This is a genomic window from Vibrio albus (assembly GCF_003144035.1).
GTDB lineage: Bacteria > Pseudomonadota > Gammaproteobacteria > Enterobacterales > Vibrionaceae > Vibrio > Vibrio albus.
Genome location: NZ_QFWT01000008.1, coordinates 166,040 through 188,183, shown reverse-complemented (window position 1 = coordinate 188,183; position 22,144 = coordinate 166,040). Strand labels below are relative to the sequence as shown.

At 46.9% G+C, this 22,144-nt stretch carries 16 protein-coding genes and 1 pseudogene; 10 read left to right on the top strand and 7 right to left on the bottom strand.

The features are described 5' to 3' along the window. Window positions 1-487: 487 nt before the first annotated feature. From DI392_RS14790 to DI392_RS14770, 5 genes and pseudogenes are all read left to right on the top strand, one after another. A pseudogene (locus DI392_RS14790) lies at window positions 488-607 on the top strand (acyl-CoA thioesterase); the annotation flags it as partial. A 142-nt stretch (window positions 608-749) separates the two neighbouring features. Beyond that, window positions 750-1,772, top strand: coding sequence for a Fe(3+) ABC transporter substrate-binding protein (locus DI392_RS14785; protein ID WP_109320459.1), 1,023 nt, complete (start codon window positions 750-752; stop codon window positions 1,770-1,772). An 86-nt stretch (window positions 1,773-1,858) separates the two neighbouring features. Then, window positions 1,859-3,487, top strand: a complete 1,629-nt coding sequence (locus tag DI392_RS14780; RefSeq protein ID WP_109320458.1) for an ABC transporter permease — start codon at window positions 1,859-1,861, stop codon at window positions 3,485-3,487. Continuing rightward, window positions 3,487-4,527, top strand: a complete 1,041-nt coding sequence (locus DI392_RS14775; protein ID WP_109320457.1) for an ABC transporter ATP-binding protein — start codon at window positions 3,487-3,489, stop codon at window positions 4,525-4,527. Before DI392_RS14780 ends, DI392_RS14775 begins: the two co-directional genes overlap by 1 nt. A 93-nt stretch (window positions 4,528-4,620) precedes the next feature. Next, window positions 4,621-4,857, top strand: coding sequence for a hypothetical protein (locus DI392_RS14770; protein ID WP_181388432.1), 237 nt, complete (start codon window positions 4,621-4,623; stop codon window positions 4,855-4,857). A 16-nt stretch (window positions 4,858-4,873) separates the two neighbouring features. Here DI392_RS14770 and DI392_RS14765 read toward each other — a convergent pair whose 3' ends face one another. The 3 genes from DI392_RS14765 to malF form a co-directional block, all read right to left on the bottom strand. Beyond that, window positions 4,874-6,319 carry a GGDEF domain-containing protein gene (locus tag DI392_RS14765; RefSeq protein ID WP_181388430.1) on the bottom strand — a complete coding sequence of 482 codons (1,446 nt, stop codon included), beginning with the start codon at window positions 6,317-6,319 and terminating at the stop codon, window positions 4,874-4,876. Between the two features lie 338 nt (window positions 6,320-6,657). Next, window positions 6,658-7,548: a maltose ABC transporter permease MalG gene (gene malG, locus DI392_RS14760; protein WP_109320454.1), complete on the bottom strand. Its 891-nt coding sequence runs from the start codon at window positions 7,546-7,548 to the stop codon at window positions 6,658-6,660. Between the two features lie 12 nt (window positions 7,549-7,560). After that, window positions 7,561-9,129 (bottom strand): maltose ABC transporter permease MalF, encoded by a 1,569-nt coding sequence (gene malF, locus DI392_RS14755; RefSeq protein ID WP_109320453.1) that lies wholly within the window; start codon window positions 9,127-9,129, stop codon window positions 7,561-7,563. 863 nt (window positions 9,130-9,992) lie between these two features. On the opposite strand from malF, the gene malK reads away from it, so the two are divergent. Both malK and DI392_RS14745 read left to right on the top strand, forming a co-directional pair. After that, window positions 9,993-11,105 carry a maltose/maltodextrin ABC transporter ATP-binding protein MalK gene (malK, locus tag DI392_RS14750; RefSeq protein ID WP_109320452.1) on the top strand — a complete coding sequence of 371 codons (1,113 nt, stop codon included), beginning with the start codon at window positions 9,993-9,995 and terminating at the stop codon, window positions 11,103-11,105. A gap of 189 nt (window positions 11,106-11,294) precedes the next feature. Further along, window positions 11,295-11,822 (top strand): XRE family transcriptional regulator, encoded by a 528-nt coding sequence (locus DI392_RS14745; RefSeq protein WP_109320451.1) that lies wholly within the window; start codon window positions 11,295-11,297, stop codon window positions 11,820-11,822. Between the two features lie 48 nt (window positions 11,823-11,870). Here the strand turns inward: DI392_RS14745 and mqo are convergent, their stop codons facing one another. Beyond that, a complete protein-coding gene (gene mqo / locus DI392_RS14740; RefSeq protein ID WP_109320450.1) occupies window positions 11,871-13,466 on the bottom strand; it encodes a malate dehydrogenase (quinone) in 1,596 nt (531 codons plus the stop codon). 466 nt (window positions 13,467-13,932) lie between these two features. Between mqo and DI392_RS14735 the strand changes: the two genes are divergently transcribed. Both DI392_RS14735 and DI392_RS14730 read left to right on the top strand, forming a co-directional pair. Continuing rightward, window positions 13,933-14,406: a DoxX family protein gene (locus tag DI392_RS14735; protein WP_109320449.1), complete on the top strand. Its 474-nt coding sequence runs from the start codon at window positions 13,933-13,935 to the stop codon at window positions 14,404-14,406. Window positions 14,407-14,790: 384 nt separating this feature from the next. Next, window positions 14,791-15,492 (top strand): hypothetical protein, encoded by a 702-nt coding sequence (locus DI392_RS14730; RefSeq protein WP_109320448.1) that lies wholly within the window; start codon window positions 14,791-14,793, stop codon window positions 15,490-15,492. A gap of 91 nt (window positions 15,493-15,583) precedes the next feature. Here DI392_RS14730 and DI392_RS14725 read toward each other — a convergent pair whose 3' ends face one another. The 3 genes from DI392_RS14725 to glpK form a co-directional block, all read right to left on the bottom strand. Beyond that, a complete protein-coding gene (locus tag DI392_RS14725; protein ID WP_109320447.1) occupies window positions 15,584-17,401 on the bottom strand; it encodes a S8 family serine peptidase in 1,818 nt (605 codons plus the stop codon). A 265-nt stretch (window positions 17,402-17,666) separates the two neighbouring features. Further along, the gene (locus tag DI392_RS14720) at window positions 17,667-18,155 is read right to left on the bottom strand and encodes a hypothetical protein (protein ID WP_109320446.1); all 489 of its coding nucleotides are present in this window, start codon (window positions 18,153-18,155) and stop codon (window positions 17,667-17,669) included. Window positions 18,156-18,441: 286 nt separating this feature from the next. After that, window positions 18,442-19,953, bottom strand: coding sequence for a glycerol kinase GlpK (gene glpK, locus DI392_RS14715; RefSeq protein ID WP_109320445.1), 1,512 nt, complete (start codon window positions 19,951-19,953; stop codon window positions 18,442-18,444). A gap of 516 nt (window positions 19,954-20,469) precedes the next feature. On the opposite strand from glpK, the gene glpA reads away from it, so the two are divergent. Next, window positions 20,470-22,143, top strand: a complete 1,674-nt coding sequence (gene glpA / locus DI392_RS14710) for an anaerobic glycerol-3-phosphate dehydrogenase subunit A (RefSeq protein ID WP_109320444.1) — start codon at window positions 20,470-20,472, stop codon at window positions 22,141-22,143. Window position 22,144: the final 1 nt, after the last annotated feature.

The window sequence follows — 22,144 nt, the reverse complement described above, 5'->3', positions numbered from 1 at the left end:
GTGACTATCTTTCTCAGTTACTACTAGTGTAATCAATTCATATAGCTTAAAGATTGATTTAAGCCCGTTAGCGCTAAGATATAATAAACAGTATGGTTTTTATGACCAAAATGAACTCTATCTAGCTAAGGGAAATGAGACAAGACCTCTCTTATAACCCCTTATCCAACGTTTCGTATAGGGCTAACGAATATGGGAAGCAGTATTTCTAAAATGCACTTTATAATCAAAATCATAAAGTTTACATATAAATGATCCCCTACAAATTTTATGCTCTATATTAGGTCATAGGAGGTTAATTAGGGATGAGGTAGTAATGTTTCTACAGAGACCCACACCGAACGATGATGAATCATTAGAAAGCTTCTTCATTCGGGTAGCAAACCAAAATGGGTACAGTAACGTTCAGCGCTTTCTAGTTGCTGTCAAACATTACCTTCAAGACAAAAATCATAGCCACTTCAAAACATTCCCAACTGATATTTGCCGTATCCCTGAATGGCCCCCCGTTACCGAAGAAGACATCCGACTGCGCGATTCTGCCGTTAAGCTCATGAATATGCGGAAAGAAATCGAAAATGAAATGGATACTCAGATGCAAAATTAAGCATCCAGAGCACATACGAGAGAGACTTAAAGATTACCAAAATGTGACAAAGCACTTGTCAGCTATTGATATTGTAGATAACATTCTTCTTAACGATAAGCATTATCAATATCATTAATATTACTGTGTGGGGACATCTCGTATGAAAAAGATTTTCACTCTTTCAGCCGCTTCCGTTGCTTTTGCTGCTATGACAACTCCGGTTCAGGCGGCTTCTGATGAAGTAAACGTTTACTCCTATCGCCAGCCTTTCCTGGTTGAACCTATGTTTAAGGAGTTCACTAAAGAAACCGGTATTAACGTCAATGTAATCTTCGCAAAGAAAGGTCTGGTGGAAAAACTGGTTCAGGAAGGTGAATACAGCCCTGCAGATGTGATCCTAACTACGGATATCAGTCGTCTGGTGGAACTGGAGAACAAAGATGTCGTTCAGGCGCTGGACAGTGAAGTCATCGAAAGCAATATTCCGGCTCAATACCGCGACAGCAAGGATAACTGGTTTGCCCTGACTATCCGTACCCGTAGTGTGTATTCTTCACGCAGCCGTACCGGTAAGCTTGGTGCAGGTTTCGATTACGCTGACCTTGCTGACCCGCAGTTTAAAGGAAAAATCTGTACCCGTAGCGGTAAACACCCTTACAACGTTTCTCTGGTTGCCTCTATGATTGCCCATAAAGGTGAAGCGGCGACAGAAACCTGGCTGGAAAACGTGAAAGATAATCTGGCCCGTAAACCTCAGGGCAATGACCGTGCTCAGGTGAAAGCCATTAAAGAGGGTCTGTGTGATGTCTCTCTCGGTAACAGTTACTACCTGGGCAAAATGGTCAGCGATGAAAAGCAAAAAGCCTGGGCTGACTCTGTTTATATCAACTTCCCTAACCAGAACACCACAGGTACCCACGTGAACGTCAGTGGTATGGCCATGGCAAAATACGCCCCTAATAAGGAAAATGCCCGTAAGCTGATGGAATTTCTGACTGGCAATACCGCGCAGCAGATGTATGCTGAAGTTAACTATGAGTATCCGGTTAAAGCTGGTGTAAAACGCTCTGAGCTGGTTGCTTCATGGGGTGATTTCAAGGCCGACACTCTGCCTCTGGAACAGATTGCAGAGAATCACAGTAAAGCAATTCGTCTGCTGGACAAAGTGAAGTTCGATCTGTAAGACCTCATTGTTGTCGATTGGTATAACCGGCAGGGAGAACAAACTTTCTGCCGGTTATTATAACTACATCTACCTGGTTGTATTAAATGAGAAAAAACCAACAACTGACCTTATCAGGGCTGAGCGCCGTATTGGCGTTGTGCCTTTTATTACCAGTCCTGACCATCTTTTATCTCTCTGCAGGTCAGTCTGAAGCGCTTTTTTCCCATCTGTTTTCTACCGTTCTCCCGATATACACACTCAATACCGTGATTCTGGTTGCCGGAGTCATGGGAGTCACACTTTGTCTGGGAGTTCCGACGGCTTGGCTGATGGCAATGTGCCGCCTGCCCGGAGAAAAGTTTCTGCAATGGGCCCTGGTGCTGCCTCTTGCCATGCCCGGCTATATCGCCGGTTATATTTATACAGACTGGTTTGATTATGCCGGCCCTGTCCAGTCGCTACTGCGCTCACTGACAGGCTGGAGTGCCGGGGAGTACTGGTTCCCGGATCTACGGACGCTGCCAGGCGCGATCTTTATCCTGTCTCTGGTGCTCTATCCCTATGTGTACCTGATGGCCAGAGCTGCTTTTATTGAGCAGAACCAAAGCTTATTGCAGGCAGCGCGCTTGCTGAAATGCTCTCCCTGGAGCAGTTTCGTCCGTCTTTCCCTGCCCATGGCCCGTCCTTCAATTGCTGTTGCTTTGTCTCTCGTCGCTATGGAAAGCCTGGGCGATTTCGGTACCGTCAGCTACTTTGCCGTGAGTACTCTAACCACTGCCGTCTATGATACCTGGCTGGGGTACGCGGATATCAACGCCGCAGCAAAAATATCTGCCATTATGCTGGTGGTCATCGTCCTGCTGATCAGTGCCGAACGCATGAGCCGACGCCGGCAGAAACAATTTCAGTCCGGCCACAGCAACCGTGATGACATCCGTTATCCGCTACAGGGCAAGAAGAAATGGGTGGCCCTGATCTGGTGCTGGGGACTGCTATTAGCCGCATTTATTCTTCCGGCCCTGCAGTTAGTATTGATGGCGTTGGATTATCTGACCGAGAGCTGGACCGCAGACTTCAGACAATACACGTTTAACAGCCTTAAGGTATCAATGCTGGCCGCCATGAGCGCAATCCTGATAGCTCTGATACTTAACCTGAATCACCGGCTCCGGGCAGGAAAACGAAACCTACTCTTTATGCGCCTTGCCTCGATGGGCTATGCGGTACCCGGCACCGTGCTGGCCATTGGTGTTCTTTATACTCTGACCAGGATGGATCACCTACTGAATGACGCCGCTATACAGCTTAACCTGGACAGGCCCGGACTGGTTCTGTCCGGATCGATCGCCGCTCTGGTATTTGCGATGGTGATCCGCTTTTCTGCCGTTGCCATCGGCAGTGTCGAAAGCCACCTGCACAAGATCCCACCATCACTGGACATGGCAGGCCGAAATCTGGGCTGTAATACCTCTCAGATGGTCACACGAATCCACCTCCCTCTGGTTCGCAGAGGCATTTTAATCGCCGGTCTGCTGGTGTTTATTGAATCGATGAAAGAGCTGAATGCGGCTCTGCTGCTCAGGCCATTTAATTTCGAAACACTGGCTACCTATGTTTATAACTTTGCCTCAGATGAACAGCTGGAACTGGCCGCTTTACCAGCATTATTACTGGTATTGGTCGGACTGTTTCCTCTGATCATCATTAACCGTTATCTGGAGCAAGCACACTAATGAGCCGTACCTTATCCATTGAACACTTGTTCTGCAGCTATGATCACCACAGTGTGATCCGTTCCCTTTCCCTTACCGTACAGAAAGGGGAAATCGTCTGCCTGCTGGGCTCCAGTGGCTGTGGCAAAACCACATTACTGAAAGCAATAGCCGGGCTACACCCGATTACTTCCGGTACCGTCAGACTAAGCGACACAGACCTTGACAGTGAATATGGTCATGTACCACCGGAAAAACGAAATATCGGCCTGATATTCCAGGACTACGCGCTGTTCCCCCACCTGACCGTGGCCGAAAACGTCGCATTCGGCCTGCGAGGAATATCCTCTGAAGAGAAACAAGCCATTGTTACTGAGAGGCTGGCTCTGGTTCACCTGTCTCAGCATGAACAACGCTACCCGCACCAGCTTTCAGGAGGACAGCAGCAACGGGTAGCCATTGCCCGCTCACTGGCCTGTAAGCCAGACCTCCTGCTGTTGGATGAACCGTTCTCCAACATTGATACCCAAGTCAGGCAAGGGCTGATTAAAGAGATCCGTTCTATTTTTAAAGCGCAGGGGGTCACTGCTATTTTCGTTACTCACAGCCGAGAAGAAGCATTTGCATTTGCGGATAAGATGGCCGTCATGGATCATGGGGAGATAAAACAGTTTGGCAGTGCCAGAGAACTGTATTACTACCCTACCAGCCGCTTTGTCGCTAATTTTCTTGGGGGGGGGAGCTACCTTCCGGCCCGTAAAGAAGCTGAAGGCATATTTTCTACGGTGATCGGTAACATCAACGCTTATGCCAATGCGCCCATGTCTGTCGGAGAGTCCTGCGATATTTTCCTGCGGCCCCAGCAAGTCACGATTACCCCACAGGAACAAGGTCAGGCCAGAGTGGAAGAGCAGCAGTTTATGGGCGATCACTGGCGATACCTGGTTGATCTGCAAGGGTATAAGCTATTTTCGACTTCTTCAGACCCCATTTCCGTCGGTGAATATTGCCAGTTGGAAGTGCATGACTCTGCGGCAATAGCATTTCCTGCAGAAAAATAATACTATGGCAGCGCAGAGGCTGTCATATTTTTTTCATAAATTTCTGCTTTAATTCTTGGACTTACCTTTACCATAGTCCATCTCATTTTGAACATCGCTATCACATTAGATGAAAAAACCATCAGTAACCCGCATGCACTTGAATACCAGTGGGTAAGGACACTCTACGCTGAAGGCTACGGTGATGAAGCGATTGCTCACTACATTTATACCTGCTTTGGCGGCGATATGGTCTTTGCTGAACTGTTCCGGAAAGTCGCTATGCATCAGGAGAGTATTTATGTCCTGATGCAATACCTTGGCTGTGCCCCCTCCAGCAGAGAGCTTTGATCGCAGATATACGGGCTCAATAACAAACCCGGTTACGCCCCTCCCGTTTGGCTTTATACAGAGCCTTATCCGCCCGTTTGAAAAGCGTTATAAAATCATCCCTGTCATATAGCTCGCTAACCCCAAAACTGCAGCTAAGCTGCCAGGACTGGTTAAAGGTGAGCTTCTGTATCTCTTGCCGGATGCGTTCGGCTTTTTGTACTGCCTCTTCCAGGGTGGAGTCAGGCATCAGAATCACAAACTCATCACCACCATACCGCCCGAGCAAATCCGTCTTACGCAGCTTAAGCCTTGCAGTCTGGGATATATGTGTCAGAGCCTTGTCACCTTCGACATGCCCCAAAGCATCATTAATCGATTTAAAGTTATCCAGATCAAAGACGATCAGAGCAAGAGAGCTTCTTTCTGTATGGCTTTTCATCACCTCAAACTGTGCCTGATGCACAAGGTGATCCCGTGATGCCACCCCGGTTAGGTTATCGGTGAATGCGCGGTGCCTCAGGATCTGATTATTCGCTAGCAAAGAGGGAATGGAAAGGTAGAAGAACGCGCTGGCAGCGACAATGCAAATGGCAAACTGATAAACAATTACATGATCCATCAACCCAAACAGATTGACCAGAAAAGCGACACAAAAACTGAACAAAGCAACGCTAATCGCGATTCGTACCGGGCTTTCGGTATAAGAGATCCACATCACCGGAATCAACATAACGAAAATAGCAAAGTTAGTTTCAGGGACTGTATACCGGTAGGCAACTAACATTACCGCCGTCAGCAGCACACAGCAGATCAACAATTTTGCAGCGAATCGATCAGATTGATTGATATCTGAAATATCGCGCAGCTCTCCAATCCAGAACTGAGATTGAGGGTAAACGCGACTGAGAATAGCAACAAAAACAGGTCCCATGGCAATCACTCCGGCCATATCCCCAACCCAAAAAGGCATCCAGGCTGCGACAATATCCGAATAGCTCATCAAACCGGTGAACACCAGGCCGTATAAAATCGAAAAAGTCGCCACCAGTGTACTGATCACCGCCACGATCAAAAAGATGAGCACCAGAGCGGGTAACTGACTAACTCTATGGTTAGCCAATCGTTTTAAAATATAAGTAGCGATAAAATACGGGATGATATGGGTGATGGAAAAAACCATACCAGCAATAAATAACTCCGGAATGGTACGGTCCAGGTGATAAAGAAACCCCGCCCAAATGGTCGAGATAATGCCACAAACGACGAGCGCCGGTACAATACGTACCCCAACGACCAAAAGCGCCGCGAAAGTCAGCCCGGCCGGAGGAAACCAGACACTGGCATGGTTTACGTACTCAACCACATAAGCTAAAAACCAGACACCAAGCCAAGCCACAACAAATACCAATGACTGCACCCAAGCTCGTTGCTTAATACTCTTAGTTAAACTGTGTCCCAGAGCCGATAAACCCGTTACCACTACATTCACCTACAATAATCCCGTCAGAAAATTATTATTTATTCAGCTTTCGTTCTTTCCCAGCCCTGACAGTCTCTTCGATTAAAGTTGATATTGAGTGAATAATCAAGCGTTCTCTATATGTGAGCCGCTTTAGCGTCTGCTCGGCAGACAATAAAAAAGCCCGGCATATCAAGTCCGGGCTCAGGTGACAAGAACTATTAACTATCGGAGTAAGGAGTCCAGTTAACAGCCAGCTATGCGTACCTTAATTCAGTACTGAGTCTTAACTTGTCGGCGGCCAAACCAATAGGTGTTAAGTCAGCACAAAGGCAGCCATCAGGCTGCCTGTATTATTGTTATCCTTTCACACCGCCCGCTGTCAGGCCACCAACAAGCCAGCGCTGCGCTAATAAGAATACGACGGTAATAGGTACTGCAGACAATACCGCTGCCGCCGCGAAATCACCCCACAGGTAGTTCTGTGGATACAGATACTGCTGCATACCTACTGCAAGCGTATACTTGTCCACATCAGTTAGCAAGAGTGTTGCGACCGGTACCTCACCAACAACCATAATGAAGGAAAGAATGAACACAACCGCCAAAATTGGCACTGACAGCGGCAGAAGTACCAGACGGAATGCCTGCCATAGCGTCGCACCATCCAGTGCTGCCGCTTCTTCCAGAGAGCCATCGATGGATTCAAAGTAACCCTTGATAGTCCATACATGAAGTGCTATCCCGCCAAGATAAGCGAAGATAAGGCCACCGTGGGTATTGATACCGAGGAACGGGATGTACTGTCCAAGCTTATCAAACAGTGCATACAGAGCCACCAGTGCCAGTACCGCCGGGAACATCTGGAAAATCATCATCGCTTTCAGAATCGTGTTTTTACCACTAAACTTAAGGCGGGCAAACGCATAAGCCGATGTGGTAGACAGCGTTACAATAAACAGTGATGAGATACCGGCAATTTTCACCGTATTCCACAGCCACAGCAGAACCGGGAAAGGTGGTTTTGTTATCGTACCGTCATCATTCGTTACCGCAAATCCAAAGGCCAGTTTCCAGTGCTCCAGTGACGGATGTTCCGGGATCAGGCTCCCTGTTGCAAAGTTACCTTCACGGAAGGAAATAGCCACAATCATCAACAGAGGGAAGATAATCAGTGACAGGAACATGCACAGACCAATATGGGTCGCCCATACACGATATTTCAGATTCTTACCTTGTACCATTGCCATGATTATTACTCCTTAATCTTGTTGTGGTTTAGCGAAGTGCAGGTTAATCAGTGCCAAAGCACCTACCAACAGGAAGATCAGTGTTGCAATCGCACTCGCCAGACCAAAGTCCTGACCACCGCTACCTTCAAAAGCGATTCGATATGTGTAACTCACCAGCAAGTCTGTATAACCGGCCGGCTCTGTAGTACCGATCATGTTCGGGCCACCAGACGTTAACAGGTAAATCATTACAAAGTTATTGAAGTTAAATGCAAAGCTCGCAATCATCAGTGGCGTCAGCGGCTTCATCATCATCGGCGCAGTAATACGGGTAAAATTCTTCAGTGGGCCCGCACCATCAATAGCCGATGCTTCATACAAATCGTCCGGAATAGCTTTCATCAGACCCATACACAGAATCATCATGTAAGGGAAGCCCAACCAGGTGTTAACAATAATCACCATGGTTCTTGCCATTACCGGGTCAGAGAACCAGTTAGGACTTAACCCGAACATGGCCTGAAGAACCACATTGATCTCACCAAAGCTCTGGTTAAACAAACCCTTAAAGATCAGAATCGAGATAAACGCCGGAACCGCATAAGGAAGAATCAGTAATACTCGATAAATAGCACGGCCTTTCAGCTCTTCCCACTGGACAAGACTCGCGAGTACCAAACCAATAATGGTAGTGAGTACAACGGTCAGCAGAGAAAATACGATGGTCCAGATAAAGATAGCGATAAACGGTTCCTGAATACCTTCGTCCTGCCATACCCGCTCAAAGTTCGCGGTGGCAACGTTAACGATAAACCCAGGGGAAATGGTATTGCCGATAAATGCACCAGTGTCGTCAACAGGCTGGTAATAACCCACTGCCATATTCGGCATTAACGTTTCACCCGTTTTATTATTGATTAGGGTTTTTCCGTCAGCCTGAAGCGTATAAAGAGGGACAACAGAGGCAAACTTACGTAAACCACTCATGCGAATAACCGACCCATCAGGCGTTCTCAGATTAAGATCACTCAGAACACTGCGGTTCTTAATAATGGTCTTAATCTGCGCTTTTTCACCGTCAACGGATGGGACAGGGGAAAGATCTAAATCCGCTTCTGTTAAGCTGTCCAACTGGACTTCCCGGGTCGCTAAAACCTGCTCACCCTTTGTAATCACCAGCCGGTAGCCAGCCTCTGTTTGATACAGAGTGAAAGGATAACTTTCACCACTTTGGTATGTTCTGTCCAGCAATACCTGCTGCGCGCGCCCCAGCTCCAGCTGGTTTTTCGCACTGTAATTGGTAAATGCCAGATTTACAGTGTAAAGCAGAGGGAAAAGAATAAATAGAATCATCCCCGCCATACCCGGATAGATATAACGATGAGCGTATGTTTTTTTACTGCCGAAAATATAGATGGCTAATGCGGTAAGTACCACAGTGAGCATTGCAAATGCCAGCTCACCACGAGAATACATTAGAACAGTCGCGTAACCGTTAATAACACCGACTGCTGATAATAGTGCCCACTTAAGAAACACTTTTTGACCTAGTGGTGCATCGTCGGATGCGACCACACCTGAACCTTGAACTGACTGCATAGAATCAAACCTGCTAGCGATAAGGAAAATGAAAATTAGGTCGAAGTTGCCTTCTTCCCAAAAGTAGAACTAATAGGGTAAATTTGCTTATCTCACTCTCTTCATGCTCATATCCTTTTGAATTATTTTTACTACGGGGCTATCCGGAACGATGAGCCTTAGGGTTGAGGTACATCATCTATAATAATAGGCACTACATCATCCTCCTAATTACTACGCCCCCATAACAACCCGTTAATTTCGTGATCTCCGTCGTTAACACTTTCCGATCACCGTCACAAAAAATATACAATATGTGACACATGACACACTTGAATGGATGCATTTTTTTGAAGTTGATCTAACTTTCCTTCTCACCCCTCTATCTTACTCCTCCTTTTCTACTCCCCCCGAAATTAATTCTTTCGGGAGGATGTTCGGGCTTATCATTTTCAGCAAACTACAGCTATCCAAGAGTGGATAGATAGAACCCTTACCAGCTCTCTGGCGTTCAGATACTTGTTATCTGTTCACTGAGAATAACGCTGGATTTACATTGCCGCGTGAGTTGATATACACATTTGAATCTATCGTTTACGGGGGAGAGTTCAATTGTGAGGGGAGGATTAACTCACCTTTGGCAACACGGTGGGTGGTGTCGACCTAGCCTGTAGGCACCACCCTTTTTTTAACTTTTATTCAACAAATAACGTATGATTATCAGGATTGTTTATTTTTCAAATTTATATCGTTTGAAGATTGAAACATAAACAACCCCGAAACGGTTTTCTAGAATTACCGGTCACCATACAATAACAGGCTCTTAGTGAAGTATCGTCTTCTAGGTGAGTCGGAACAGATAAAAATTATTGAGGACAAACTACATGGCAAGTGTAACGCTTAAGAACGTATGTAAAGCATATGATGACGTGTTGATTTCAAAAAACGTCGACCTGGAAATTAAAGAAGGCGAATTTGTTGTGTTCGTTGGTCCGTCAGGCTGTGGTAAGTCAACACTGCTACGCTGTATTGCAGGCCTGGAGGACATTACTTCTGGTGACTTGTATATTGGTCAGGAACGAGTCAATGATATCGAGCCATCGAAACGTGGCGTAGGTATGGTATTCCAGTCATATGCACTTTATCCCCACCTGAATCTGTACGACAACATGTCTTTTGGTATGAAGCTGGCAAAAGCTGATAAAAAGGATATTGACCAGCGCGTTAATCATGCAGCCGACGTTCTACAGTTAACCCACCTGCTGGATCGACAGCCAAAAGCATTGTCTGGTGGCCAACGTCAACGTGTTGCGATTGGCCGTACTCTGGTATCACAGCCAAAAGTATTCCTGCTGGATGAGCCCCTGTCTAACCTGGATGCCGCATTGCGCGTAAACATGCGTAGTGAAATCACCAAACTGCAGCGTAAACTTGGCTGTACCATGATTTACGTAACGCACGATCAGGTGGAAGCGATGACCATGGCAGACAAAATTGTCGTGCTTGATGAAGGCCGCGTGGCACAGGTAGGTCGTCCGCTGGAGCTGTACCACTACCCTGAAAACCGTTTTGTTGCAGGCTTCATTGGCTCTCCGAAAATGAACTTTATGAGTGTTCAGATTGAAGATGTTGAGGCAGAACGCGTCATGGTGCAATTGTCCAATGGTGAAACCTTCTGGATTCCAGTAGATGGTACGACAGTGAACAAAGGAGACCGGATGTCACTGGGTATCCGCCCTGAACACCTGATCAGCGCAGATGTTGGCGACGGCACCATTGAAGGTGATGTGCAAATTGTAGAGAAACTTGGTAACGAAACTCAGGTTTACCTGCACCTTGACGGCGCTGACGCTGACGTTATCTACCGGGTACCAGACACTCTGAATGTTGAAGTTGGTGACAAATATTCTATCGGTCTGCCAGCTAACCGCTGCCACCTTTTCCACAGCAACGGTGATGCATGTCGCAGACTGTACAAAGAACACGGCGTAGACTAGATTCCAGCCAAGTTACTAAGGGCTCCTGAAGCCCTTTACTACCCAAGCCCTCGGACTGTTGCTGAGGGCTTTTTCTTGACGGTCATTCTGCTAACATCTTAAAGACCGTAGGTTTTTGCCATAATCCTGCCTATAATGACATTCTCTTTTTATTCACCTGAAAAATATAAGTGACAGTGAATACTCACCATGACAGAGCAGCAGTTTAAACAGGGTATCGCCGCCCACCTGAAAGAGATCCGAAAGCAACGTCAACTGAGTCTGGATGCCGTGGCCAGGTTAACCGGTGTCTCTAAAGCCATGTTGGGGCAAATTGAACGTGAAGAGTCCAGCCCGACTATCGCGAAACTCTGGCAAATCGCATCCGGACTGGAAACGTCATTCTCAGCCTTTTTCACTCAGACTCCGGAACCGGATACACAACAGTATTTTCCAGATCCGGATATGACGGTGAAGTCGATTTTTCCGTACAGCCCTACCGTCAATTACGAAATCCATGAAATCACGCTGACGAACCATCATTGTCAGATGTCCGATGCTCATGCCCTCGGCGTGATAGAGAGTATTATTGTTCTGGAAGGAGAAATGGACGTGCTGAATAATGGCTGCTGGGAAAGGGTTAAACAGGGTGGCAACCTGCGCTTTTATGCCGATCAGCCCCATGGTTATAAAGCCGTTACGGAAACTGTAGTCTTTCAGAATATCGTCAGTTATTAGGGTATATTTCGAGCCGGCACGAATAATGCCGGCTCTTTTATCATCAGGTTAGGCCCGAAGTGGCTGCCTTTGAAATTCTGCATTGTCTTTACTTGAACGGACCTCAAACAGGTCTTGCTCTAAGTGTAATACCTTACTGGTTTGCAATAAAATCTCTTGGTTCAGCTCTGGATTTTCATCTAAAGACAAACCGTAGGATGGGATCATTTCCTTAATCTTATCTTTCCATTTGTCTGAAGACATCTGACTGGCAAAGCAATATTCCAGTAACTCCAACATAATTGCAGCAGAGACTGAAGCACCAGGTGATGCGCCCAGAAGCGCCGTCAGGCTTCCGTCCTCTGCGTGGACAAGTTCTGATCCAAGATGCAGTTCTCCACCCTTACCTGATACACTTTTAATAATTTGTACACGCTGACCCGCTTGCCACAACGTCCAGTCTTCCACTTTTGCCGTTGGGTAAAACTCACGCAGGGCATCCATACGATCCTCTGTACTTTGAGTTAACTGGCCGACAAGGTATTTAATAAGATCGAAACTCTTCAGACCCACTTGAGTCATAGGCAGCAAATTCGACGGGGTCACAGAACCAAACAGGTCAAACAAAGAACCATTTTTCAGGAACTTACTTGAGAAGCTTGCAAAGGGGCCAAACAGAACGACCTCTTTTCCATCGATAATGCGAGTATCCATATGCGGAACAGACATCGGTGGCGCACCCACTGGTGCTTTACCGTATACCTTAGCGCGATGTGCTTTAACGATGTCCGGATTCTCCGTCACCAGAAACTGACCACCAACAGGGAAGCCGCCATAACCATTCGCTTCCGGAATACCTGATTTTTGCAAGAGAGTGAGCGATGCACCGCCTGCGCCGATAAAAACATATTTAGTATGTACGGTACGCGTGGTGCGATTCACAAGATCTTTCACCTTTACCTTCCAGGTGCCGTCCGCCTGACGCTTCAGTGAACGCACTTCATGTTTGGTGTTCAGTGTGAAATGTTCATTCTGAGCAAGGATGTCGGCCATGTGATGGGTGAGCGCACCGTAATTGACATCGGTACCGAAGCGGGAGCGAGTCGCTGCAACTGGCTGGGATGGATCCCGATTTTCCATGAGCAACGGTGCCCAGGCTTTAATGTGATCGGCATCTTCGGAATACACCATGCCATCGAAAAGAGACGTTGTGCGAAGTAATTTAAAGCGCTTACGCAGAAACTCTACATTCTTCTCGCCCGAAACAAAACTCATATGAGGGGTGCTGTTAATAAAAGAACCCGGGTCTTTAATCAACCCTTCCTGAACCAAATATGACCAGAACTGACGCGATAGCTGAAACTGTTCGTAGATCTCGACGGCTTTACCCATCTTTACTTCGCCGTCCGGGGTTTCTGGTGTGTAGTTGGACTCTGCTAGTGCAGAGTGCCCAGTGCCGGCATTATTCCATCCATTAGAGCTCTCTTCCGCGACCTTATCCAGACGCTCAAACATCTCTATTGTCCAGTTTGGTTCTAACTGCTGGATAAAAGTACCGAGCGTAGCGCTCATAATACCTCCCCCGATTAGAACGACATCGACCAGTTTTTCTGTTGCATTCGCACTCAACTGGTTAAATCCATTTTGACCAGAAACCTTATTCATGGGACTTTAATCTCTCTCAATAACAAATATTTATAATGAGTATTTACCCGCTCTTTATTTGTGGTTATCACCGGATAACCACGGAATCTTATTTTTAATTGGTGTTATATTTTGAACGGGAACCGTTCTGGGAAATACTCTGTTTCCAGAACCGAAAATGTGTTTTAGGTAGTTTAGTTGATAACTACATCACTACATCACTACATCGGGCGCAAGTGTGCCACATTTTTGGTGTATTTTTAAGCAAAAAAAGAGCACACCTTCATTAAGGCCTGTTGATCTGATATTCAGAGAAAAGACCATATGGCGTTCCCTCCACAACCTGACGCCATGTCAATCACATGGTCTTCCATTTAACAACACTACATTGATAATAAACCAATAAAACTCACATTTATCTTTAATACGGTAAGTAATACATTAGCACCACAGACACTTGCTATGCTCCCGGATTAGGATAAACATTATGAACAGCCAACTGCTCACAAAACTACTTTCTTCAGACTCGATTTTTGCACCTCTGGTGCTTAGAGTACCTCTTGGATTGATTCTTGCGTCTCACGGATCCCAAAAGCTGTTTGGCTGGTTGGGTGGCTACGGGCTCGAAGGCACCGGACAGTGGATGGCGAGTATCGGATTTGAACCTGGCTTTCTGATGGCTTTACTGGCCGGTAGCGCTGAATTTTTCGGTGGGCTGGCACTGTTTCTTGGCCTGCTGACTCGACCTGCTGCCGTTGTGACCGCATTTACCATGGCGATGGCAATGACAGTACATATTGGCAACGGTTTGTTTGTGACAAATAACGGTTATGAATTTGCGCTTATTCTGCTTGTTGCCTGTTTGTCTCTGGCTTTCCAGGGCGCTGGTCGCGTTTCCGTTGATTACCTGCTTGCTAAACGTTTAGGTCTGCACCCTACATCTCTACCAGTCACTAACTAATAAATGATTAAGGCGTGGCAGGTAATACATACCTTGCCTGCCACTCCAATCACATCAGACAACCGTTTGAATAACTTCCCATCAAAAGCGCATAATCACGCACATTACTTCTTTTACAGGTAATCCCACCGCAAAGCACTAACCTGGTGCAAAAAATCACACTATTGACCAAAAACAACTCAACCCTATTATTTCCCTCCAGACAGCCTCTCACCACACGAGCATAAAACCAGACAAACAAAGCAAATACAGCATTAATATCTACATACATGCCAATATAAAAGATATAAAACCACACCCAAAATCATTAAATTTGGCATGTATGTTGTATTCGATTGATATGAACACGCTGACAATTAACGACACGTTTTTAAGGAGACTAGCATGTTTGAATTAACGACTTTGGATACTTCGGAACCTCCTCACCCTGCTTCTGGTCCGGAGGCTATCAGCCACACAAAAAATACCATTGAAAAGAGTATCACCACCCATTTTTCTCAACCATTTTCAAGACCTATAATCTTTTCGGGGTTTTCTTCTCTCGCAGAAAAACTGAGCGAGCAATACGATATTACCTATGTTGATAAGGATCAGAAATCCTCTTTAAAAACGCAAAAAGTAGTACAAGGAGATGTGCTGGAATTTATCTACTTCAACGCTTCACCTTGCCTGGTTATTTCAAGTACGACCAGTGCCAACTGGCACTACGCTTTCCAGTTGGATAAGTTAACGAAAGCGGTTGAACGTAATAAATATAAGCTGGTACTGATCGAGTTTTATGATGCGGACGCAATAAAAGTCAGTCGCAGTATAAAAGCGGATTTGACCCCGGATTGTACGGAGTGGCAACTGGATGGTGTTACAGAGAAAAACGCAGCCTATGGTCACTCTGTAGCCGATATTAAAGGCTGTTCGGTTAACGAAAACAATGAAATCAAAACGAAGCTGGGGGTCTACAATAAACAGAACCTGCTCGCTTATTTCAAACGTCAGCTTCCTATGTATGATGTGGAAGTTCACTCGACACTGATTCCATTTGATCCAAGCTTTACTATCGCGATCAAAGAGAAGAAAGTGCACTACTGAAAATAACCGTAAGCTAGCTCCGAAAAACGCGTAATAAAGAAGCCCGAAATATTCGGGCTTCAATATTTTAATTTTCAAATAAAACAGACCATTACGGCAAAACCGTCAGTGCCTGTTCAAGTGTCACGCTACTGCCATCAGGGTTGGTCACTGTGATATCCCAGTACCGGGCACGTGGCGGCCCTCCGGCTTTGGCAAGCACGCTCGCCGTAATCGTTTGTCCATCAGCCGAAACCACCACACCGCTCACTTCCGGTGTCGGACCACTGCCTCCGCTGAAACTGATATTGGCACCATTCAGAAAACCACTGCCAGATACAGTAAGCTCAACAGAGGAGCCACTATTGATGGTATCAGGAGTCATGCCGGAAATAGTCAGTCCGGGATCAACAGGCTGAGTAACCGATACCGTCTTACTGACAGAGTCCGATGCTCCGTCATTGTCGGTAACCGTCAGTGTCACGGTGTAGTTACCCTGAGCGGTATAAGCATGGACCGGCTGTTGTTCAGAAGAGCCATAACCGTTACCAAAATCCCAACTCCACCCCACAATACTACCGTCAGAATCAACAGAGTTATCGGTAAAGGTACAGACCAAATCCGAGCAACTGAACCCAAAGTCTGCATTCGGGGCAACATTATTGCTGTCACCGGTACTGACCAGCACCGGCACGATACTGCTTACATCCAGCAAGGGTTCCTGTTTACCGTCACCAGAATCATCGGTCCAGTCATTATTACTGGCGGCCACCAGCCCACTGAATACAGCCGCAACACCATTTCCGTCAGTTGGAGGATTCGCACCACTCACTAACAGAGCCGCGGCCCCGGCAACATGCGGTGCCGCCATCGAAGTGCCACTAAGCACACCATAAGAACCATATTCAAGAGGAACCGTTGAATTAATACAGGAGCCCGGAGCGGCGATATCGACAGCACTACCCCAGTTACTGTAGTAAGCCAGTGTATCGTCTTCCCCGGAGTAACAACCTGACTGAGCCAGATACCCCGGTAATCCGTCAAAATCTTCTAGTGCCGATACGGTAATCGCACTCGGTACAAAAGCAGGAGAATAATAATTTGCATCATCACTCTCGTTACCTGCTGCCACTACAACGACAACCCCATTCGCCACCGCACTATCAATAGCATCTTTAAAGGCTGTACTGACTCCGGGTCCACCGATACTCATGTTAATGACTTCAATATCACCATGGTCGATGACCCAGTCAATACCCGCAATAATACCGGAGTCATAACCAGAACCGCCTGAATCCAGAATTTTAACCGCCCAGAGCCGCACACCCGGAGCCACACCGACCACGCCGACATTATTATCCAGTGCGCCAATAATACCAGCGACATGCGTACCGTGATAATGGTCATCATCACTGCTGACATTAGAATCACAGTAATAGGTACGTCGCCATGGAGGACCACCACCCGTAGTTTGCAGACAGTTCGCGCCACCCACGACATTTAAATCTCCATGCTGGAAATCTATCCCCGTATCCAACACAGCGACATCGCTGTCTACCCGGAAATCATCAACCGCATCAATACTCAGAGCAGCGTTACTGTCAGCAAATATTCTTCTGATGCCGGATGGAACAGATTGAGCAGACAACGTAACCTGCCGGTCAGGTTCGATATAATCCACATTAGGATTGTTTATGATGCCTGTTACCGCCTGGGGAGGAACGGTAATGGAGAAACCACTGAACACATGCTTATAAATATACCCCACCCGACCATGAGTCGTTGTGGCAACCTCTCTGGCTACCATTTCTGAGCCAGTTCCCGCTTTCAGAACCACAATATATCGTTCTGATGGAGGATTCTCTGCTGCCATCAACAAGCCCGGCCAAAAAAGGCAACTTAATAACACATAGATAAGAGTCCGCAACATGCTGATACTCCTTTATCCTGGGTAATAGTATGTCTGTAAAAACAGACCCGTTACCTGAATTCTAGTGTAAATACCAAGGAGTAATGCCAGGAGAACAGCCGCTTTCCAACCGTTCCGGATAAACGGTAAGAGCTTTTATCAGAAAAAACAGATAAGTAACATTGAGTTAATAAGCACTTATAAAACCAGACACTTATACTGATAGAAATGCAGACAAGGCACAATAAATTGTGCCTTGTCTTAAAGATGAGAATAAAATTGAGAATTAAACGCCAGCACGTTTCAGCAGACCAGCCATCAGAGGAGAGCTGGTTCGCACCTGCTTCGACTTATTCTGCAGAGCCTTAGCAAGGTTGCCATCACCAATATTCTTCGCGATATATGCCATAGAATGATAGAAATTCCCTCCGGTTGCGCTCGACTTTTCCTGTTGTAACGGAGACAACAACTGAGACATCTCTGATCCGGTCATTTTTTGCTTAATCGCATAAGCTTCAACAGAGTTGAGCAATCGATCAAAATCTTCCGTTGCTTCTGTGCTCTCCGCACCCAGCTTTTTCATCTCTTTCAGGTTACGTCTGCGAATTTGTTTAATCACAAAACGAGGGGTATTCAGTTTCTTCACACCAAAATACCCGGCAGCAGCCACAAGAAGAATTCCACCGAACGTATAACCCCAACCGGAGTTAAGCGTATCTAATACAGTCTGCATTATTGGTGTGGTGTTGGTTACATTTGTTGATACATCAGACATCAATCATTCCAGCCTTTTACTTACTACTTCAAAATACCCATTGGTAACGTACATTGCCCTGATAAGACCCACATTGCTATACATCAGGGTTTTGCTATTTAGCAATGTGTCTGTTACTCATTTCTTGGGATGACCCGACCACAATACAAAGGGAATGGAAAAATAAATAGGACTTTATATACAAAAGTGAGAAGTTGGTTACGAAACAATTGAACGAAAGCGTCCCATGTTTGTTTTCTGCACCAAAAGCATAGTGATCGTTACATATACCACGGTTCAATGATGACTATTCATCATCGACATTCGACCAGGCCAGTACACCGCGTACGGCGCGTCTCCAGCCGTTATAACGCTGAGCTTGTTTCTCCTGATCCTGAGCCGGAGTAAAGATTCTGTCGATTTCAGCCTTACCGGACACTTCTTCGAGGCTGCCCCAGAAACCCACCGCCAGACCAGCCAGATAAGCCGCCCCTAATGCGGTGACTTCCGTTACCTTAGGCCGTAGTACATCGGTCTGCAGAATGTCAGACTGGAACTGCATGAGGAAATCATTGGCCACAGCGCCGCCATCCACTCGCAGTGACGCCAGCTTAATGCCAGAGTCTGCCTGCATAGCGTCAATCACATCCCGGCTCTGATACGCAATACTTTCCAGTGTGGCCCGGATAATGTGATTCACCCCGGTACCACGGGTCATTCCGACGATCGTACCTCGGGCATAGGCATCCCAGTATGGCGCGCCCAATCCGGTAAAGGCCGGCACCACATACACACCGTTAGACGACTCCACTTTGGTCGCGAAATATTCAGAATCTTTCGCATCAACCAGCAGTTTCATTTCGTCCCTCAGCCACTGAATCGAAGCTCCGCCCATAAAGACAGACCCTTCCAGCGCATACACCACTTCACCTTTCGGCCCACAACCCAGCGTGGTCAGCAGACCATTTTTTGAGGTCACTTTTTCTTTACCGGTATTCATCAGCAGAAAACAGCCCGTACCATAGGTATTCTTCGCCTGACCCGGTTCCACACACATTTGCCCGAACAGCGCCGCCTGCTGATCCCCGGCAATACCTGCAATAGGAATACGGGTTCCCCCTTTACCACCGATATTGGTTTTGCCATAGATTTCTGAAGATGCCCTTACGTCCGGCATCATTGATAGCGGAATATCCAGCTCTTCTAGGATTTTTTCATCCCATTGCAGCGTATTTATATTGAACAGCAGGGTGCGGGAAGCATTCGTATAATCCGTCACATGCACCCGGCCCTGGGTCATTTTCCACACCAGCCAGGTATCAACCGTGCCAAACAAGAGCTTACCAGCGTTCGCCTGCTCTCTGGCACCTTCTACATTATCCAGAATCCACTTCACCTTAGTACCGGAAAAATAAGGATCCAGCAGCAGACCGGTGTTTTCTCTGACGTAATCCTCAAGACCCGCTCTGGTTTTCAGTTCAGCACAAATATCGGCGGTACGACGGCACTGCCAGACAATGGCATTATAAACCGGCTGGCCCGTTTCTTTATTCCAGACAATCGTGGTTTCACGCTGGTTCGTAATACCAATACCGGCCACCTGATCTGACCGGATACCTTTCTGTTCAAGGGCTTCAATCAGGGTCGAACTTTGGGTGGCATAAATTTCCAGAGGGTCATGCTCTACCCAGCCGGCTTCCGGATAGATCTGAGTGAACTCACGCTGAGCCACACTGACAATATTGGCATCGTGATCCAGCACAACGGCTCGTGAACTCGTGGTCCCCTGATCAAGGGCAACGATATATTGATTATTCATTGGTAGATCCTTGTTTCACTCTGGAGAGTTTGCGGTTTACTCACAATAAAACCAACCCAGAGCTGACATAAAATAGAATAACCAGACATTTATTATTTTATGCTGATTTATCCATTGGAATAATCAGCATATCAACATCTATAACCTCAGTATGGCAACCAAGATGTGCTTATAACTCATAATACATTCTCCATATCGGTTGTCAGGTAATTACAATTTAAGCGTAGTCGTTAATTTAGAATCTTATAAACTTTATTTAATTATTAATTAGTTATGATGTATATGAACTTCAAATTAATGAAATATATCATCTATCTTGGGGATGATTTTTTAATATAAGGGATGCTAGGGCACGCCCTAGATAAGTACGGCATGGCAGTAGTGCCTGAACTTGGTTCAATACCAGTGTCAATATCCTGCCTTCTGGAAAAATCCATCAGATATGCGAACCTTTCTCATTCATAGACACATTTTTAGTGCCACACTATAAAGATGAACTCTACTGGCGAGGTGGCAATGAAACCGACAGTACACTATGAAACCGACGTTGTTATCATCGGTGGCGGCGCAACAGGCACCGGCATAATGCGCGATTGCGCACTACGGGGTATCGACTGTATTTTACTGGAAAAAGACGACCTGGCATCCGGTACCACCGGACGCAACCATGGTCTGCTCCATTCAGGTGCCCGATACGCAGTGACCGATCAGCATTCAGCCAGAGAGTGTATACAGGAAAACCGGATACTGAAGAGCATCGCCCGGCACTGTGTTGAAGACACCTCTGGGCTGTTCATCACTCTGCCGGAAGATGACCCCGGTTTTCAGGGAACCTTTATTAACGCCTGTGCGTCCGCCGGTATTGAAACAGAGCAGCTTTCCCCTAAAGAAGCGCTCGCGTTAGAGCCAAATGCCAACCCTGGATTGACCGGAGCCGTGAAAGTACCGGACGGCACTCTGGATCCTTTCCGGCTGTGTGCTTCCAACGTACTGGATGCCAAAGAACACGGTGCCCGCCTGTTCAGCCATACAAGGGTCACCTCCCTGATCCGGGAGCGGGATCAGATCATCGGTGTCAACTGTATGCATGCCAGCACCAGACAGACCTTTCAGGTATTTGCCCATGAAGTGATCAATGCCGCCGGGATCTGGGGACAAGGCATCTGCGAATATGCCGATCTGGATATTAAAATGTTCCCGGCCAAAGGCTCACTCCTGGTCCTCGACTACCGAATCAACAACCTGGTGATCAACCGCTGCCGCAAACCATCAGATGCGGATATTCTGGTGCCGGGGGATACGATTTCACTGATTGGCACCACTTCAGAAGAGATTGACTACGACAAAATAGATGACCTGCATGTCACCGCCAGAGAAGTCGATTTGCTGCTGGAAGAAGGCATTAAGCTCGCCCCTATCATGGAAAATACCCGGGTACTCAGAGCCTATGCCGGTGTTCGTCCCCTGGTCTCCCTCGGCAGTGACAGTAGCGGACGGAGTATCAGCCGCGGTATTGTTTTGTTGGACCATGCTGAACGTGACGGTCTGAAAGGCTTTACCACGATCACCGGTGGTAAACTGATGACCTACCGTCTGATGGCAGAACAGGCTACCGATGTGGTTACCGGAAAACTCGGTAATACCACCCCTTGCACTACCCATAAAATCCCGCTTCCCGGCTCGGTGGAGTCACCCAAACAGGTCAGAAAAAATGCCAGTATCGCTAAACCAGTGTATGAATCCGCCATTGACCGCCACGGCGAACGGGCGCTTTCTTTCCTTTCCGAACAGCCCAAAAGCCAGACCATCATCTGTGAATGTGAAATGGTCACTGCCGGTGAAATCGAATATGCGATAAAAAAACTCGATGTGCGTAATCTGATCGACCTCCGCCGCCGAACACGGCTGGGCATGGGCCCGTGTCAGGGTGAACTCTGCGCCTACCGCGCCGCCAGCCTGTTTGAGGAATACGGTAGCCAATCCGGGTATGACTCCGGGCAGATGCTGGTCGAATTTCTGGAAGAGCGCTGGAAAGGTACCAAACCCATATTCTGGGGAGACGCACTCAGGGAGGCCGAATTCAGCTACTGGATATACGAAGGGCTGTTTGGTTGTAGTCATCTGACAGCACCACCCTCATCAGAACAACATACCAACAGGCAAAAAAACAAGAAAGAGGGGCAGGAATAGT

Bases quoted from the DNA above. Each gene is read 5' to 3' on its own strand.
- malF (WP_109320453.1), bottom strand. From the start codon at position 9,129: ATGCAGTCAGTTCAAGGTTCAGGTGTGGTCGCATCCGACGATGCACCA.
- glpA (WP_109320444.1), top strand. From the start codon at position 20,470: ATGAAACCGACAGTACACTATGAAACCGACGTTGTTATCATCGGTGGC.
- DI392_RS14785 (WP_109320459.1), top strand. From the start codon at position 750: ATGAAAAAGATTTTCACTCTTTCAGCCGCTTCCGTTGCTTTTGCTGCT.
- DI392_RS14775 (WP_109320457.1), top strand. From the start codon at position 3,487: ATGAGCCGTACCTTATCCATTGAACACTTGTTCTGCAGCTATGATCAC.
- malG (WP_109320454.1), bottom strand. From the start codon at position 7,548: ATGGCAATGGTACAAGGTAAGAATCTGAAATATCGTGTATGGGCGACC.
- DI392_RS14780 (WP_109320458.1), top strand. From the start codon at position 1,859: ATGAGAAAAAACCAACAACTGACCTTATCAGGGCTGAGCGCCGTATTG.
- DI392_RS14745 (WP_109320451.1), top strand. From the start codon at position 11,295: ATGACAGAGCAGCAGTTTAAACAGGGTATCGCCGCCCACCTGAAAGAG.
- glpK (WP_109320445.1), bottom strand. From the start codon at position 19,953: ATGAATAATCAATATATCGTTGCCCTTGATCAGGGGACCACGAGTTCA.
- DI392_RS14735 (WP_109320449.1), top strand. From the start codon at position 13,933: ATGAACAGCCAACTGCTCACAAAACTACTTTCTTCAGACTCGATTTTT.
- DI392_RS14730 (WP_109320448.1), top strand. From the start codon at position 14,791: ATGTTTGAATTAACGACTTTGGATACTTCGGAACCTCCTCACCCTGCT.
- mqo (WP_109320450.1), bottom strand. From the start codon at position 13,466: ATGAATAAGGTTTCTGGTCAAAATGGATTTAACCAGTTGAGTGCGAAT.
- malK (WP_109320452.1), top strand. From the start codon at position 9,993: ATGGCAAGTGTAACGCTTAAGAACGTATGTAAAGCATATGATGACGTG.
- DI392_RS14725 (WP_109320447.1), bottom strand. From the start codon at position 17,401: ATGTTGCGGACTCTTATCTATGTGTTATTAAGTTGCCTTTTTTGGCCG.
- DI392_RS14720 (WP_109320446.1), bottom strand. From the start codon at position 18,155: ATGTCTGATGTATCAACAAATGTAACCAACACCACACCAATAATGCAG.